We start from the raw sequence: 16,644 nt of genomic DNA, 5'->3' as shown, positions 1-16,644 counted from the left end.
TAACCACGTGTCTTTGGCGCGGCTACAGGTCGCGTTTGGCGACGACCTGTATCAGGCCGCGGAGAAACTGGTCCGCGGCGGCGCTGTCAGCGAGCTGCGGATCCTGCAATCTGGCCTGGTCGTGACCGGTGTGGTCGCCGATGAGAGCGCGGCGGCCAAACGGCAGCGTGTTTACATTCGACACGCGAAGCCGAACGACGCGCAGATCACGGAAGCCGAATGCAGCTGCGGCAAGCCAAGCCCGTGCGTGCACATTGCCGCTGTATCCATCGCGGCGGTGAGCAACGCGCCGAGCGTTGCCTCGCCTCAGCGGCCCACGTCATCACTGCAACGCGCGACCTCAGCGCCTGCCGGGCCGCAGTTACAACAGCGGCTCTACTATCTGTTGCAGGCAACGTCCGCCGGCGAGTTGCAACTCTCGACCTGGGTCGGCCAGACATCGCCCGGCTCCAGCAAACTTACGCGCGGCAGCTCGAGCATCTTCGTGCCACGAGGCAACGACTTCCCTCGCTACGTCGACTCGGAAGATCGGCAGATCCTGCAATCGTTACTCTCGCAGCGAACCGACGGTCCCTGGCTGCTGCGCGACACCGAAGGCACGACCGTGCTGAACCAGGCGATCGCGACCGGCCGCGCCCGCTGGCAGACGCTGGATACTCCTTCGCTGAAAGCAGGCAAGCTGCGACAGGCCAAGCTGTCGTGGCAGCAGCTGGAAAACGGCGATCAGTATTTGCAATGTGAAGTCGCCGAGCGCGGCGACGATGCGGTCGCCACCTTCTTCGATCTCGATGTCGCGACCTACGTCGATCCGGCGAGCAAGGAACTCGGTGCGCTGGCTCTGCCCTGCCCCATCGAGGACTTCCGTCGCTTCTGGAACTCGCCGCCGGTCGCGCCGGAACAAGTCGCGGAACTGAATGAAGAAATCGTGCGCAGCTGCGCCGCTTTGCCGAAGCTGCGTGAATTGAAGGCTGTCCGGCGCTCACGCAAGAGCGTCGGCGCACAGCTGTATCTTTCCGAAGATCCCATCGCGACGTTGTACTTCGTCTACAACGGCCTGCCCGTTTACAGCCGCTCCCTTCCGGACGACATGACTCACGTCCGCATCCTTGCGGACAACAAGCTTCACGAGATCCCGAGGGACCGCGCGACCGAGCGCAAGATCCAGCAGCGCTTCGATACAGCGCTCGCAAACAGCTCGCACGGCCGCGACTTCTGGCTGGCGTTCGTGCTCGACGGCATTCCCAAACTGCGCGCCGAAGGTTGGGACGTCGTCATCAACGACGACTTCCCCTATCGCCTCGCCGATGCGGGCGAGTGGTATGTGGACGCGGACAGCGGGCGCGATCGCGAATGGTTCGACTTGAAGCTCGGCCTCGTCGTCGATGGCGTGCAAGTGAATCTGCTGCCGGCGCTGGTCGACTATCTGCAAGGCGCGCTCGGCACCGGTGAAGCCGGCGTGCATCGCATCGGCGATCAGCTGTTCGTGCAGCTGCCCGACAAGCGCTATTTGCCCGTTCCCATCGATCGGATCAGGCGCATCGCCGATACGCTCGTCGAGCTGTTCGATCACGACGCGCTCAACAAGCAGCAATCGCTGTCGCTGCCGGCATCGCAGGCGAGCCGCCTTGCGCAGCTCACGTCGGAGCCGGAAGCACCGGTGCTGCGCTCGAAGAATGCGGCGCTGCTGGAGTCCGTTGCCGAGCTCAAGAACTTCTCCGCGATCACGCCGCTGCAACCGCCGGCGCGGTTCAACGCGACGTTGCGTCCGTATCAGCAAGAAGGTCTGGGCTGGCTGCAGTTCCTGCGACGCTGCCATCTCGGCGGCATCCTCGCGGACGATATGGGCTTGGGCAAAACGGTGCAGACACTGGCGCATCTCGCGCTGGAGAAGGAAGAAGGCCGGCTGACAAAGCCGTCGCTCATCGTTGCGCCGGTCAGCGTCATCGGCAATTGGCAGCGCGAGATCCAGCAGTTCGCGCCGCACTTGAAACAACTGACGCTGCATGGTGCGCGACGTAAGGAATTGTTCCCCTCGATTCGCAACGTCGACATCGTCATCACCGCGTATCCGCTGCTGCAACTCGACAGTGAGGTGCTGACGGCGCACGAGTTCTACTTGGTCGTGATGGACGAAGCGCAGGTGATCAAGAATCCTCGCGCCAAGGTTTCTCAAGCGGCGCGCGCGCTCAACTCTGAGCATCGACTGTGCCTCACCGGCACGCCCATGGAGAATCATCTCGGCGAGCTGTGGTCGCTGATCGATTTTTTGCAGCCGGGCATGCTGGGCGACGAACGCGACTTCCAGCGCCAGTACCGCACGGCCATCGAAAAGAGCAACGATCGCGATCGCGCGCTCTCGCTGAGCCGGCGCATCGCTCCATTCGTGCTGCGACGGACGAAAGATGCCGTCGCGCCCGAATTGCCGGCGAAGACGCAGATCCTCGAAACCATCGCACTCGACGAGAAGCAGCGCGACTTCTACGACGGCGTGCGCCTCGCGTCGCACCGTCGGGTCCGCGAAACCATCGAGGAACGCGGACTCGCCCGCAGTCAGATCACCGTGCTCGACGCCTTGCTCAAGCTGCGCCAAGCCTGTTGCGACCCGCGCCTGGTCGCTTCGGCGGAGCAGCCCGAAGAAGCCGTTCCCTCGGCCAAGATGGATTGGCTCAGCAACGCCTTGCCGGAAATGATCGAGGAAGGCCGGCGCATCCTGCTGTTCTCGCAGTTCACGTCCATGCTGGAGCTGATCGAGGAGCAGATGCAGGAGCTGGGCATTCCTTATCTGTTGCTGACGGGCGATACCAAGGACCGCATGCCGTTGATCGAGAAATTCCAGAGCGGCGCCGTGCCGCTGTTTCTCATCAGCCTGAAGGCCGGCGGCACGGGATTGAATCTCACCGCCGCGGACACCGTCATTCACTATGACCCTTGGTGGAATCCTGCCGTCGAAGCTCAGGCCACGGATCGCGCGCATCGCATCGGCCAGCATAAGCCTGTGTTCGTGTACAAGCTGATCGCGCAAGGCACGGTTGAAGAGCGCATCGTGCGGCTGCAGGAACAGAAACATCAGCTGGCCAGCCAGCTCTACACCGAAAAGAACGCTGCACCGCTACAGCTGGATGCGGCCGATCTCGAAATGCTGTTCGCTCCATGATCAAAATCGACCCTGGCCTGCAGAAGCAGGTCGACGACCAATTGTTGGAACAAGGCGCGTTCACGGTACTGGAGCTGCTGCTCGCCACCGGACGCCTTGCCTACAGCGACTACGAAAGCTGGCGCCGCCAGGAGATCGAATTCCTCGACGGCGTGCTGATGGGCAGCCCGGAAAAGATCCGCGCCCAGATCGAACAATCGGTGAACTACGCTCGCAGCATCGGATTGGTCGAGCAGCCGCAGGAGTTCACGGCCTGGCACACAGACGCGCCGGCTACCAACAAGCCGCTGCGCATCAGCACGCAGACCGAGCTGCATCGATTGATCGCGGGACGATTCATTCCAGCAAAGCTCGCCCCGCAGATGGATTTGTTCTTCGACAATCCCGTCGCCACGCTCACCAACGGCATCGCTCGCGCATTGGCCGCGATGAATGCCGCCGACGCGCAGCGTCAGTTGGATCGTTTGTATGAAATCGCGCCGACGCACTCAGACCTGGCCGGATACGATCGATTGGTCGGAACGCTCGCGCGTCTGGGCCAGCCAATCGACGATGCGCGCCAGGAACTGGAGTTTCTGCAGGAAACAGCGCCGACAGCCAAGCGATTGCTGGGGTCGCAGTGGCGCGAACTGCTGACGCCGCTGTGGCGACAACTCGCCGATGCATTGATTGATCAGCCGTTCTCCGTCGATGAACCGCATCTTCATCGCAGCTATGCACTGAGTCAGGCGCAGGATTGGGCTGGCGTGAACGCCTGCGTTCAGCAGGATCCAGAGTGGTGGCGTCACCCTGCCCTTTGCCTGGCCGTCGCGCAGAGCGGCGCGTTTCAACATCGTCGCATCGAGTCGCTGACGGGTTGGTTTGCGCTGTGCTGGCACGCACCGTCGGCCGCAGCGGACGCATTGAGCAAGCCACAGCAGCCCGATGCTGGCGTCGGCAAAGCATGGCAGGAATTTCTGGCCGCGGAAGACGATCTGGCCGATGACGACGCGATTGACGCGGCGCTCGCTCCCGGCGATTTCCCTGCGTGGATGCTGTTGCACGAACCCGGTTTGGCGAGACAAATGCCCGTCGATCTTGCCCGGACCGACACCGCCGGCGAACGACACTATCGGTGCGTGCATCGCTGGCTCGAAGCCCGCCGCGCCCAGAAGAAAGATGACGAGCTGGCCGAGCGCAAGGCGCTGCAGGCGGGACATCCTTTGTTGTTTCGTTATCTGAAAAGCGTCGTCGGCTGAGGACCGCCACGCCGCAGCAAATTGCCGCGGCGCGCCTCGCACCCCACGGCGCACGTTACGTATTTGCGCTCCGACTCGACGGCGTATGCTCGCTCGCGCCGAACTACCAGTCAGCTGACATCCAAGGGGAGCGCCATGAACAGATTCCTCGTGCAGTTATCGACCGTGCTCGCTATCGCCGCGAGCACGAGTGCAATCGCCGACGATGCGAAAACCAAACCGGCGGCAAGCGATGCGGAGATCATCAAGAGCGCCATGGCCGCCGCTCCTGCCAAGGTCTCGCAGAACGCTTCGGTCGTGGCGATGGATGCCAAGGGCCAGATGCGCACGCTGCGTAAAGGGACGAACGGCTTCACCTGCATGGCTGACAACCCGGAGACGCCGGGGCCCGATCCGATGTGCATGGACAAGAATGCGATGGAATGGGTGCATGCCTGGATCGGTCACAAGACGCCGATGGGCGGCAAAGTCGGCTTCATGTACATGCTCGCTGGCGGTACCGACGCCAGCAACACCGATCCGTATGCGACCCAGCCAACCTCAGCCAATCATTGGGTGAAGACCGGTCCGCACGTGATGATCGTGGGCGCCGACGCCGGCTTCTATGGTCAGTATCCCAAGGACGCCGACCCCGATACGTCCGTGCCGTACGTCATGTGGCCGGGAACGCCGTATCAGCACTTGATGGTGCCGGTGAAATAAGCGCTCCGGGTCACTCGCACGACTGGCGACAATCTCGCAGTTCGTCCAGGCACAGCTGGTCGGACTCGCGAGCATTCTCGTCGCAATCCTGGCGGCGTTGCGCCACCGTGCCGCCCAGCACGTCGATGCAGGCTTTGTATCGTGTGGTCATGCGAGCCAGGCAGGCTTCGCGATTGAAGGACGAGTCGCAGCGTGACTGCCCGAAGTAGGCGCAGCTGGTTGCGGCGGGATTCGTCGTTGTGATGCGTCCCGGGGTCGCGCCGAAAGCCACTGCCCGCATGCACTCCTGCTTGCCACGACGGCCGAGGCTGCGACACTCGCCATCGTCGCGCTCACACTGGGCGATACATTGCTGACGTCGCGCATCGATGCCGCCACCGGCGGATGCGGATGATGCAGTGTTGGATGGCGTCGCTTTCGCCACTCGCTGCGGCGCTGGTGACGGCGCCGGCGCAGCGGGCAAGGGTGTCGAGCTGATCGCATCGGCCGCCGATTGTTCTGGCGCCGGTGTCGACTGTTCAGGCTCGGGCAGCGCAGCGGCAACGGTTGATGTTTCTTCCGGCGGCGGTGGCTCTGTCGGCGCAGCTCCATCCGTTCCTGCCGCGCCCGATGATTGCGTCGAGCCCGATGCGGGCGTGGACGTTGTTTTAGCGGCCGGCGCCGATGCGACGGCCGCCTCCGGCTGCGGCGCGCGACCTTGATTGCTCACGATCACGAATGCACCGGCAGCTGCGGCCGCGAGGCCCGCGCCGATCAGCACGATGCTGCCATAACGAAACTTCTTCGCCGGCGGCGCTTCGATCTCGGCGAGCAGCTCATTCAGCGACTGGAAGCGGTCTTCCGGCATCACCGCCATGGCGCGCATCAACGCGGCCGCGTACCGCTTCGGCAGATCGCGACGGAGCGTTTCGATGGGCTGCACGGCTCCGGTCGGCAGCGTGCCCGCGAACAATTCATACAACACGACGCCGAGCGCATATTGATCGGTGCGCCAGTCGACTTCCTTCGAGCCGATGCGCTGCTCCGGCGACATGTAGTAAGCGGTGCCGAGCGCCATGCCGGTCTGCGTGAGCTGTGAATTTGCGAAGGCGCGAGCGATGCCGAAATCCATCAGCTTGACCGTGCCGTCTTCCGCCAGCCAGATGTTCTCCGGCTTGATGTCACGATGCACGATGTAACGATGCGCATAGCGAAGCGCGTCGATCAGCTGTCGCGCGATGTCTGTGACCTCGGCAGTGGTGAACGCGCGATTGTTCTGACGGTACTGCTCCATGCGCTGACGCAGCGTGTGTCCTTTCAGCCGCTCCATGGAAAAGTAATAAAGCCCGCCGCTGATGCCGACATCGTGCACGCGTACGATGTTCGGATGAGACAGGCTGCAGGAAACTTTCGCCTCGGCGAGAAAACGATCCTTGGCCGCGATGCTGAACTGCAAGTCCTGGCGCAGCACCTTGATCGCGACGTCCTCTTCTTTCAAACGATCGCGGGCCGCATACACATTGCCCATGCCGCCCTGGCCGAGCAGGTTGCCGATCTCCAGCCGATCCGCGATCACGGCGCCCGGCTCCATGCGAACAAACGTGTCGCCCGACGGCGCAGGTGTCAGCGTCGTCGCGGAGCGCATGACCGTGGCGCTCGCGTCGCTGGAATTGGTGTAGCGGCCGGTGCCGGTGATGTATTCGTAAGCCTCGCTCAGCTTGGCAAGCTCGGCGCCCTGCGTGTTGCGATCGGCATCGGACTGCGCCGACAGCAGCCGCTCCTGGACGACGGCCAACCGCTCGCCGTAGACCCTCGCCACGGTGGCGTGATCCTCGTTTCCCTGCAGACCCAGGCTTGCCAGCGCCGCTTCTTTGTTCATGGCCCGATTGTATGCCCGGCCGGCTGGATCCGTGCCCGGCCTCGCCCTTAAGGGAGGGTCGGAGAGTGATCGAGTGCACATTCCGTCGGGCGGGCGGCCCGGCAATTGGGTAAATTCACGCTTTACCTGTCGTCAGTCGAGTGTATTTCGTGCGGTTCAGCTGTTTCTCGATTCCTTTCGTGGTCACCGGCGCGGCCCTGCTCGCCGGCCCGGCGGTCGCCGCCGATTTTCGTGTCCTGGATTTCGGCGCGCCGTGCGATCGGGTCGTGGCGCTGGAGGAAGCCCGCGGCTCCGGGCCGTTCGATGGCAAGCTCCCTTCCGGCTATCAATTCGCTTTCCGCATTCGCGAGCTGGATCGAGATGCGCTGGCGGTTTATTCCTGCGATGGCGGCAAGCTGTTTCGCGGCGGCTATATCTTCGACGTCAAAGATGAAGCCGACGCCGCGGCTCTGTACGCCACGATCAAAAAGCGCGTTACTCGCGAGCGCGGCACGCCGTCTTACGATTTCGCATCAGCCGCCCACCGCAAGAAAATGAGCGATGCCGGCGCGACGCTGTCTCGCGTCGACATGATGGTCGCCTTCTGGGACGGCCCTACCTCCGAAGCCCACGCCTCCGTCGCCGAGCCCTCCAAGGACCGTGGCTGGCGAGTGAGCTTGAGCTACACGGCGAACAGCCACGTCAAGGAATAAGGGACTCGATGGCGCGCTCAATGCCTGAGCGCGCTGTCTTCGGCGCGACCCGTGGCGCCGGTTTCCAGGAACGATTTGAATCGCAGCAAGTCTTCGTCGATTTGATGCTTTGGATCCCGGGCGAACATCCACGCCGCCGCGTGTCCCACCAGGTTCGCGGGCGGCCGATACCACATTCGCACCTGAATTCGCGTGCCGCCGGTGCTGGTGGGTTCGAAGTGCACCTCACCGGAGCTCTGCACGGACGCTTCGGGCACCGTGCGCCACGCGATGAGCTCGTTGGGAATGTCGTTGGTGATCTCGGCTTCCCAAGTCACGGGAACACCCGCTGGGCCATCGACCACCCATTGGTAGCGCCGGTCGCCGGTCGGCGTGACCTCGCGGACGTGAGTCATGAACTGAGGGAAATTCTCGAGCGCGCGCCAGGCGGCATAGACCTCGTCCACTTCGGCGTACACCTCCAGCGTTTTCTGGATCATGAAGCCCTGCTCGGCGTCCGCGCCGAAGCTGACCAGGCGAGTCAGTGGACGATTGATGACTGCACGAAGGAGCAAGGCGGTACCTGTCGCGCTGAGCGCCGCAGACGCGATGCTCGAGCGAGGCCCCGTGAAACCGCTCGCCAATAAACCCAGTCCCATCGCACCTGCGAACACGCGCGGCGCGGGCGACCAATTTTCCTGGAGATATTCGGGCTCGCGCTCGCCGGGCGACTCGGCCCGGCCTTCCGCCGGGCGCTCATCTTCAGTCGCTTCGCGGTGCACGGCAGATCGTGCTTGACGGTAGAGGCCCGATGCGCGGTTCCGGGCGTCAGTGCGCACTTTCCTGGTGAATTCGCGGCCGGATTTTACGCCTCGAGTCATCTGATCCGTCAGCAGCGCTCTGCGTCGCCGGCCGGAGCGTGGATCCAACAGGAACATCAATCCCGCTCCCAGCGCGATTCCGGCTGCAATGGCGAGGGCGGAGCGGCTGGTCGTCGCACCTTCTGAGTACATGACATCGGTCCTATCGGGAGGTCAGGCCCATAGAACCCACAGCTGGAGCAAAGGTTCAGCTGCTGCCGTTGCGGAAGATGCGTCGGCAATCGACGGAGAAGTGGCGCGCCCGGAGAGACTCGAACTCCCGACCACTGCGTTCGAAGCGCAGTACTCTATCCAACTGAGCTACGGGCGCGGAACCGACATTGTAACGTGACTCCGGGGGCGCTGGCGATAGTGGCCTCTCGCCGCTCGACTTCCCGCCACACTTGTTACTCCCGCCCCGCCGCCGCACGGGGCCATACTCCTCCGCGAAGATTCGAGCAGCATCGATTCGGAGGTTGCAATGACCGCATCACCTGAGAAAGGCCTCAAAGAACTGCAAAGCCTGGACACACCGCCCATCGTGTCGGCGCAGGAGTGGGATGCCGCCCGCGAGCGCATGCTCGCCAAGGAAAAGGAGCTGACCCACGCGCGCGACGCGTTGATGGCCGAGCGACGACGCATGCCCTGGCTTGCCGTCGACAAGAAATATTGGTTCGAGGGCCCGAAGGGCAAGGTGAGCCTGCTCGACTTGTTCGAGGGCCGTCGTCAGCTGATCGTCTATCGCGCGTTCTTCGAGCCCGGCGTGCATGGCTGGCCGAAGCATGCATGCGTGGGTTGTTCGATGGTGGCCGACCAGGTGTCTCACCTCGCACATCTGCACGCGCGCGACACGACGCTGGCCTATGTCTCCCGTGCCCCGCAGGCCGACATCGCGCGACTGAAAAAAGAGAATGGCTGGACCATGCCCTGGTACACGCTCACCGACAGCTTCGACCTGGACTTCGGTGTCGATCAATGGCACGGCCACAACGCGTTCATCCGCGATGGCGAGCGCATCTTCCGCACCTATTTCATCAACACTCGCGGCGATGAGGCGATCGGCACGGTCTGGAGTTTTCTCGACATGACGGCACTCGGCCGTCAGGAAACATGGGAAGACTCCCCGCAGGGCTATCCGCAGAGCCAAACATACAAATGGTGGAACTGGCACGACAGCTACGTGCCGGGCGCTCCGCCCGATCCGAAGTGGATCGAGGTGTCGGATGCCGGCGAGGCCGCCTTCCGGGATAAACAACCGTAACGATGAATCCGCACCGGTGGGCAGGTCGAACCGAACAATCGCCTGCCCGCTTGGCGAGCTCGACACCGAGGATGGGATGAAAGCCGTTCGACTGAAAGCACCCGCGAGCGTGGCCAACCTGTGCTTGATCGAGGAGACTCCGCCGCAGCCCAAGGCCGGCGAAGTGCTGGTGCGCTTGCGAGCGAGCTCCATCAATCCCCACGATGATTTCGTCGTGCGCGGCCTCATTCCATCGGCAGCCGGCCGCATTCCCCTATCGGATGGCGCGGGCGAAGTGGTTGCGTGCGGCCAGGGCGTGACGGCGTTACAGGCAGGCGATGCCGTCGTGAGCACATTCTGGCCGCACTGGCTGTCGGGCGAGATCGACGTAGCAAACCGACGTGATATTCCCGGCGAGCTCATCGATGGCTATGCACGTGAGTACGCCTGCATGCCGGCGCATGCGTTTGTTCGCGCACCGAAGGGCTTCAGCCACGCAGAGTCGGCAACGTTGCCATGCGCGGGAGTCACAGCCTGGAGAGGGCTCGTGACACAAGGAAAGGTGAAGCCAGGCGACACCGTGCTGATCATGGGCAGCGGTGCGGTATCGCTGTTTGCGCTCCAGTTCGCCAAGGCAGCGGGAGCCAGAGTGATCGCTACCTCCTCCTCCGATGCGAAGCTCGAAAGGCTGAAACAACTGGGCGCCGACGAGCTGATCAACTACAAGACCACCCAAAACTGGGGCGAGCAAGCCAAAGCGCTCACCGACGGCCGTGGCGTGGATCATGTCATCGAAGTCGGCGGGCCCGCGACGCTCGCGCAATCGATGGCGGCATGCAGGCTCGGCGGACACATTGCGTTGATCGGCGTGCTGTCGGGCTTCGCGGGCGAGTTGCTCATCCCAGCGCTGTTCTCCGCGCAACTCCGCGTCAGTGGCATTTCGGTGGGCAGCAGAACGGATCTGGAAGACATGATCCGCGCGATCGAAGTGAACGGCCTGAAGCCGGTGATCGATCGAAGCTTCGGCCTGGAGCAGATCGTGGCCGCATTCGAGTACTACCAGGCGCAGCGTCACTTCGGCAAGGTCACGATCCAGATCTGAAGCCGGCATCCGGGGCAAAAACACGCCGGCCGCCCGCCTTAAACCTTTTGCGGGGCTGCCGCGTCCTACCCCGTAACCAAGGCATTTCTGGAACCAACCATGATCGCGAGCCGCGCCGGTTGCGTTGGGCTGCTGCTGGCCGTGCTCGCCACTCGAGCCTTCGGCGTCGACATCGACGGCCGGATCGATGCCGATGAGTGGCGGGAAGGCAGGCACATTACGGACTTTCGCAAGACCCAGCCGTTGAACGGCGAGCCCGGCTCGCTGGCGACGGAGGCCTGGATCCTCGCGACGCCGGACGGCCTCGCGGTCGCGTTCCGGAATTTCCAGCCGCCGAGCGTGCCCAGAAACCTGCAACGCGTCCAGCGCGATTCCGAAGAGCAGGTCGATCGCATCAATGTGATGATCGATTTCGACGGCGACCGGCGCACTGGCTATAACTTCCGGGTGACCTCGACCGCGGGCATCTACGACGCCACCCTCACCAACGAAACCGAATTCAACAAGGACTGGGACGGCAACTGGCGGCACGCTGTCGGCGGCGACGCAAATGAGTGGACCGCCGAGGTCCTGATCCCCTGGCACATCGCGCCGATGCGCGAGAACACCGGCGACGTTCGCACTATCGGCATCTATCTCGATCGGGTCGTCGGCTCGACCGGCGAACGGGTCGCATGGCCGCTGGCCAGCTTCGAGCGGCCACGATTCCTCTCCGACTTCGCGCCGCTCGAAGTCACCAGCTACAAACAATCGCTGCTGGCGGTCACGCCGTATGTTTCCAGCCTTTATGACGCCATCGACAGGGACAACGAGCTCGATGCGGGCGTCGATCTGTTCTGGAAGCCGAATGGACAGCTGCAGCTCAGCGCCACGGTGAACCCCGATTTCGGCCAGGTGGAAGCCGACGAGCTGGTCGTCAACTTCGACGCCACCGAAACGTTCATCAGCGACAAGCGCCCGTTCTTCACCGAGAATCAGGGCATCTTCGAGTTCACCACCCCGTCCGACTTCAGCCAGCTGCTGTACACGCGACGCATCGGCGGACCGACCGATGACGGCCAAGGCGCCGCGGATATCATTGGCGCGTTGAAATTGAACGGCAGCATCGGCGCGACCAAATACGGCGTCTTCGGCGCCGATGAAGCCGACGCCGCCGGCCGCTCATTCGGCGCACTGCGCCTGGTGCGCGACTTCCAAGAGCAGAATCTGGGAATACTCGCAACCCGGGTCGAGCGGCCCTATCTCGATCGAACCGCCAGCGTGGTGGGCATCGATCACAACTGGCGGCCGACGGCGCGTTGGAATGTTCGCACCCGGCTCATCGGCAGTGAGATCGACGAGGCTGGCACGAGCATCAGCGGCGACGGCGCCACGGTCTGGGCGGACTACGAAATGGACCATGGCTGGCGCCAGCAATGGATCGGCATGCACTTCAGCAACGATCTGGAGATCAACGACGCCGGTTATCTCGAGCGCAGCAGCACCAACTATGCGCACTGGCAGCTCAACCGTCGCTTCACCCAGTTGCCCGCCGAGTCGCGTTATGCATCGAAGGACTGGCGCTGGCGAGTCAGCACCTCGTACAACGATGCCGGCCAGCTGATGAATCATCAGTTTCGGATCAGCCGCGAAAGCCGGCTGCGAAATGGCAGCTACGAGTACGGCCAGATCAATATCAACAGCGCAGGCGTCGATGACCTGCTGACGCGCGGCCATGGCGTGGTGAATCTCCCGCCCAACTTCAACAGCTATTTCGAGTACGAGCGACCGCGCCAGGGCAATTGGGCCTATCACGTGGAGCTCGAAGCGAACAGCGGCGGGCTGTCGGGCAACGACAAGGTGGGCTACAGCATCAATCTCGAACCGACCTATTTCATCAGCGACGCCTTGAATGTGTATCTCGGGTTGTATACGAGCCGCACGCCCGACTGGCTGGTGTGGCAGCGGGACAATCTGATCGGCAGTTTCGACGGCGAGGAATCGAACTTCAACGCCGGCTTCAACTGGGTGATGACCAACCGGCACGAGCTGCGCCTGAAGCTGCAAGCCGTCGTAGTGAACGCCGACATCCGTCAGGGCTATCGCGTCGATCCCGCGGGCAATGCCGTGCCTACCGATGAGGTCGTCGAAGACTTCAGCGTGCGCAACCTCGGCGTGCAGCTCCGCTATCGCTTCGAGATCGCCCCGCTTTCCTATTTGTATATCGTGTATGGGCGCGGCGGCTACGAACAGCGAGCGGAGAGCGACGATCGCGGGCGCCTGCTGCGAGATACCTTCAGCTTGCGCGATGACGATCAGCTGCTGGTCAAGCTCAGCTATCGATTCGAATCGTAGCCGGCAATTCACCGCCGGACTTTGATAATGTAGCGGCCGTCAAAGAATCCCGCCGACGCCGCATGATCGATATCGCGATTGCCACCTGCTCGTACCATCCTGACCTGGGGCCCCTTGATCGCGGCGTGATTGCAGAGCTCGCCGAGCTTGGCATTCGCGCCACCCCGCTGATTTGGACCGATGCGAAAGCCAGCCTCGACCCGTTCGCAGCCGTCGTCGTGCAATCGACCTGGGACAGTCATCTCGATCCGCAGGCCTTCGTGACCTGGGCGCGTCGCGTGCACGCCCAGACCGCATTGTTCAATCCGCTCCACCTGCTCGAATGGAATCTCAACAAACGTTATTTGCTGGAGCTCGAGCAGCAAGGCATCCCGATCACGCCGACGCTGTGGGTCTCGGCTGGCAGCTCCGTCGATCTGCGTAACGAAGTGACCGCGCGCGGCTGGACTCGTTTCGTCATCAAGCCGGTCGTATCCGCTGGTGCGACCGAGACGCACGTTTTCGGTCTAGCCGAGATGGAGACGGCGCAAGTAACGGTGGATCGGCTGGTTGCGCGACTGGACCTGATGATTCAGCCCTATCTGCTTGCGTTCGAGACCGAGGGCGAGCGTTCGTATATCTTTTTCGACGGCGTCTTCAGTCATGCGGTTCGCCGGCCACCGACGCTGAAATCCGCGCCGCGCGGCTTCGATCAATCTCACGAAATGCCGCCGATCGAGGCCGAGTTGCAGCTTTCGCGTCAGGTGCTCGCAAAGATCGGCGAGACGCCGGTGTATGCGCGTGTCGATCTCGCAACCAACAACGACGGCGTCGTGCGCTTGCAGGAAGTCGAGCTGGTCGAGCCCTGCTTGTTCACGTCGCTCGCGCCAGGCGCGCAACAACGTTACGCTCGGGCGATCGCACGTCGGCTGCCTAATGCACCAAAGTAGTTAACGGCCACACATACGCCTGACCCAGCACCAGCAAACTCACCAGCAGCGCCAGTGCGATGCTGTGGAAGAAGACGTAGCGCAAGATCTCGCTCTCGTGGCCATACCAACGCGTCGCGGTCGACGCGACGACGATGCTTTGGGCATCGATCATCTTTCCCATCACGCCGCCGGAACTGTTGGCGGCGGCCATCAGCACGGGATTCAGCCCGAGCTGTTCGGAAGTAATTCTCTGCAAGCCGCCGAACAGCACGTTCGATGCAGTATCCGAACCCGTGAGCGCGACGCCGAGCCAGCCGAGCATGGTGCCGAACAGCGGATACAGCCAACCCGTCTGGGCGAAAGCCAGGCCCATGGTCGCGTCGGCGCCCGAGTAGCGCGTGACGTAGCCGAGCGCGAGCATGGCCGCGATGGTCAGCAGCGACAACCGAACGACCACCAGCGTCTGGAAATATTCACGCACGAACTCGCGCAACGAGAATTTCATCAGCACGCTGCTGAGGATCGATGCGACCAGAATCCCCGTACCCGTCATCGACAGGATGTTGAAGTTATAAACGGCCGCTTCGGCGGTGGGCGCGGCCACGACCGGCGGCACTTTCTGCACCAACTCGTGCAACCCGCCCACTGGCAACTTGATGATGAACAACGAGTCCAGCCAGGCTTTGACTTGTGGAATGCCCCACATGAAGACGCACACGCTGAGCACGATCCACGGCAGCCATGCCTTGAACACCTGCTCCGATGTATGGGTCGCCGCTGCCGACTCGGTCGCGACGGTGCCGTCGGGTTCGCCGCGGTTCGTTGAATGCCAGATGCTGGCCGGACGCCACAGCCGAAGAAAAAGCGTCAGCGCCCCCATGGAACACAGCGCCGCGATGATGTCGACCAGCCACGGTCCGTGAAAGTTGGAAACGAGATATTGAGGAATGGCGAACGCCACACCCGCGACCACGATGGCTGGCCAGACCTGCACCATGCCGCGCCAGCCGGCAAACGCCCAGATGAGCCAGAACGGCACGATGATCGAGAAGAACGGCAGCTGCCGCCCCACCATGCCGCTCAGCTCATGCAGATCGAGGCCGGTCACACTGGCGAGTGCGATCACCGGCGTGCCTAACGCGCCGAACGCCACTGGCGCAGTATTCGCGATCAACGACAACCCCGAGGCCGCGAGCGGCGAGAATCCCAGCCCGATCAGCATCGCGCCGGTCACCGCTACGGGCGTTCCGAACCCCGCCGCGCCCTCGAAGAATGCGCCGAACCCGAAGGCAATCAGCAGCAGTTGCAGGCGTCGATCGGGTGTGACTCCGGCGATGCTGTCCTGAAGAATGCGAAACTGGCCGCGCTGCTCGGTCAGTCGATACAGAAAAATCACATTGAGGATGATCCAGCCGATCGGCATGAGGCCGTACGCCGCGCCGAATGCAGCGGCACGCGTCGCCATGCCCGTCGGCATTCCGAACGCGAGGATCGCAATGGCCAGCGAACTGGCGATGCCGAGCAGCGCCGCGACGTGCGCTTTCATTTTCAGGAAGGCGATGCAGCCCAACAGCACGACCACCGGTACGGCCGCCAGGAACGTGGACACAATGGAGTTGCCGAATGGATCGTAACCTTGTGACCACATAGCCGCTCCCGGTTATGAAATATCGGTTCCCGCGAGACCTGCGCCCTGCTGCCGGCGACGAAATGCTTCGAGACCTGCGATCCACGCCGCGACCCAGGCCGCGCCGAACGCGTAGCCGCCGAGCACGTCGCTGAAATAGTGAACCTGCAGAATCACTCGACTGAATCCCACGCAGACGATCAGCGTCATGGCGAGCGCCGCGACGGGCAAATGCCAGCGTGGCTTCGAGTTGATCACGATCAAATAGGCGAGCAGGCCATAGACGATGAATGAGCCCGACGAATGGCCGCTCGGAAAACTCCAGCCATCCGCGGCTGCGAAACCGTGCAGACGCTCGGGGCGAGAACGTTCGAAAATCGCTTTCAACCCCACGTTCAGCAGTCCGCCGCCGGCGGTGGCGACCAGCCATGTGGCCGCCAGCATCCAGCGGCGTCGGAACAGCATGAGCACGGCGATGGCCGCCGCCAGGGGTATGAGAAATTTCTTGTCGCCCAAATCGGTAACGGCCGCGAAGATGCGCAGCTGCTCATCGCTCGCATGCTGGCTCAAGGCGGCGCTCAGCGCGACATCGAACCGGCCGAGATCGTCGTCGACGCCGATCTCGTCCGCGATCTCCACGAAGCCGACGCATGCGGCAATCGCAATCGCCATGCTCAGCAGGACCTGCACTCCCAGCTGCTTCGCTATTTGCCCAGCACCGTGCACGACACGGGGCATCGGCAGACGGTCGGCATGAGGACGAAGGCGGTCGAGTAACTTCTGCAGCAGCGCGACGATTCGAGCGCCATGGCGCTGCAGCCCGGCCCAGAGCAGCCACGCGCCCAGCAGCATGCCGAGCGTGATGACGAACAGCACGACCCAAAGATTGACGGCCAGCAGCTCTGCAAGTTTTTCAGTTGTCATTGTCAGCCTGCGATCTGCTGGCG

The 16,644-nt window shown here is 63.0% G+C and carries 12 protein-coding genes and 1 tRNA gene; 8 read left to right on the top strand and 5 right to left on the bottom strand.

Annotated elements, in window-relative coordinates:
* Positions 1-7 precede the first annotated feature (7 nt).
* The 3 genes from GYH35_RS17225 to GYH35_RS17215 all read left to right on the top strand — a co-directional run bounded on the left by GYH35_RS17225 (position 8) and on the right by GYH35_RS17215 (position 5,094).
* A complete protein-coding gene (locus GYH35_RS17225) occupies positions 8-3,154 on the top strand; it encodes a DEAD/DEAH box helicase (protein ID WP_161829051.1) in 3,147 nt (1,048 codons plus the stop codon).
* Positions 3,151-4,392, top strand: a complete 1,242-nt coding sequence (locus GYH35_RS17220; protein WP_161829050.1) for a hypothetical protein — start codon at positions 3,151-3,153, stop codon at positions 4,390-4,392. The genes GYH35_RS17225 and GYH35_RS17220 overlap by 4 nt, the downstream gene beginning before the upstream one ends.
* Before the next feature lie 135 nt (positions 4,393-4,527).
* A complete protein-coding gene (locus GYH35_RS17215) occupies positions 4,528-5,094 on the top strand; it encodes a hypothetical protein (RefSeq protein ID WP_161811141.1) in 567 nt (188 codons plus the stop codon).
* Positions 5,095-5,104: 10 nt separating this feature from the next.
* On the opposite strand, the gene GYH35_RS17210 is transcribed toward GYH35_RS17215, so the two are convergent.
* Complete coding sequence (locus tag GYH35_RS17210) at positions 5,105-6,952, bottom strand: serine/threonine-protein kinase (protein ID WP_161829049.1); 1,848 nt, start codon at positions 6,950-6,952, stop codon at positions 5,105-5,107.
* A gap of 149 nt (positions 6,953-7,101) precedes the next feature.
* Here GYH35_RS17210 and GYH35_RS17205 point away from each other — a divergent pair, with 149 nt between their 5' ends.
* Positions 7,102-7,644, top strand: a complete 543-nt coding sequence (locus tag GYH35_RS17205) for a hypothetical protein (RefSeq protein WP_161829048.1) — start codon at positions 7,102-7,104, stop codon at positions 7,642-7,644.
* A gap of 17 nt (positions 7,645-7,661) precedes the next feature.
* Here GYH35_RS17205 and GYH35_RS17200 read toward each other — a convergent pair whose 3' ends face one another.
* Both GYH35_RS17200 and GYH35_RS17195 read right to left on the bottom strand, forming a co-directional pair.
* Positions 7,662-8,636, bottom strand: coding sequence for an SRPBCC family protein (locus GYH35_RS17200; protein ID WP_161829047.1), 975 nt, complete (start codon positions 8,634-8,636; stop codon positions 7,662-7,664).
* Between the two features lie 101 nt (positions 8,637-8,737).
* Positions 8,738-8,814: transfer RNA gene (locus GYH35_RS17195), tRNA-Arg, on the bottom strand.
* A gap of 150 nt (positions 8,815-8,964) precedes the next feature.
* On the opposite strand from GYH35_RS17195, the gene GYH35_RS17190 reads away from it, so the two are divergent.
* The 4 genes from GYH35_RS17190 (at position 8,965) to GYH35_RS17175 (ending at position 14,088) form a co-directional block, all read left to right on the top strand.
* Positions 8,965-9,744, top strand: coding sequence for a DUF899 domain-containing protein (locus GYH35_RS17190; RefSeq protein ID WP_161829046.1), 780 nt, complete (start codon positions 8,965-8,967; stop codon positions 9,742-9,744).
* A gap of 76 nt (positions 9,745-9,820) precedes the next feature.
* Complete coding sequence (locus GYH35_RS17185; RefSeq protein WP_161829045.1) at positions 9,821-10,825, top strand: zinc-dependent alcohol dehydrogenase family protein; 1,005 nt, start codon at positions 9,821-9,823, stop codon at positions 10,823-10,825.
* Positions 10,826-10,924: 99 nt separating this feature from the next.
* Positions 10,925-13,159 carry a DUF5916 domain-containing protein gene (locus GYH35_RS17180; protein WP_161829044.1) on the top strand — a complete coding sequence of 745 codons (2,235 nt, stop codon included), beginning with the start codon at positions 10,925-10,927 and terminating at the stop codon, positions 13,157-13,159.
* A gap of 125 nt (positions 13,160-13,284) precedes the next feature.
* Entirely contained in the window at positions 13,285-14,088 is an 804-nt protein-coding gene (locus GYH35_RS17175; RefSeq protein WP_202624375.1) for an ATP-grasp domain-containing protein, read from the top strand.
* Here the strand turns inward: GYH35_RS17175 and GYH35_RS17170 are convergent.
* Both GYH35_RS17170 and GYH35_RS17165 read right to left on the bottom strand, forming a co-directional pair.
* Positions 14,072-15,718, bottom strand: coding sequence for an L-lactate permease (locus tag GYH35_RS17170; protein WP_161829043.1), 1,647 nt, complete (start codon positions 15,716-15,718; stop codon positions 14,072-14,074). The two genes, GYH35_RS17175 and GYH35_RS17170, sit on opposite strands and share 17 nt — an antisense overlap.
* 12 nt (positions 15,719-15,730) lie before the next feature.
* Positions 15,731-16,621 carry a phosphatase PAP2 family protein gene (locus GYH35_RS17165; RefSeq protein ID WP_161829042.1) on the bottom strand — a complete coding sequence of 297 codons (891 nt, stop codon included), beginning with the start codon at positions 16,619-16,621 and terminating at the stop codon, positions 15,731-15,733.
* Between the last annotated feature and the right edge of the window lie 23 nt (positions 16,622-16,644).

The sequence above is a fragment of the Steroidobacter agaridevorans genome (assembly GCF_009932555.1).
Classification (GTDB): Bacteria; Pseudomonadota; Gammaproteobacteria; order Steroidobacterales; family Steroidobacteraceae; genus Steroidobacter; species Steroidobacter agaridevorans.
Note: the sequence above shows the minus strand (reverse complement) of the source record. Positions and strands in the feature narration are given on the sequence as shown.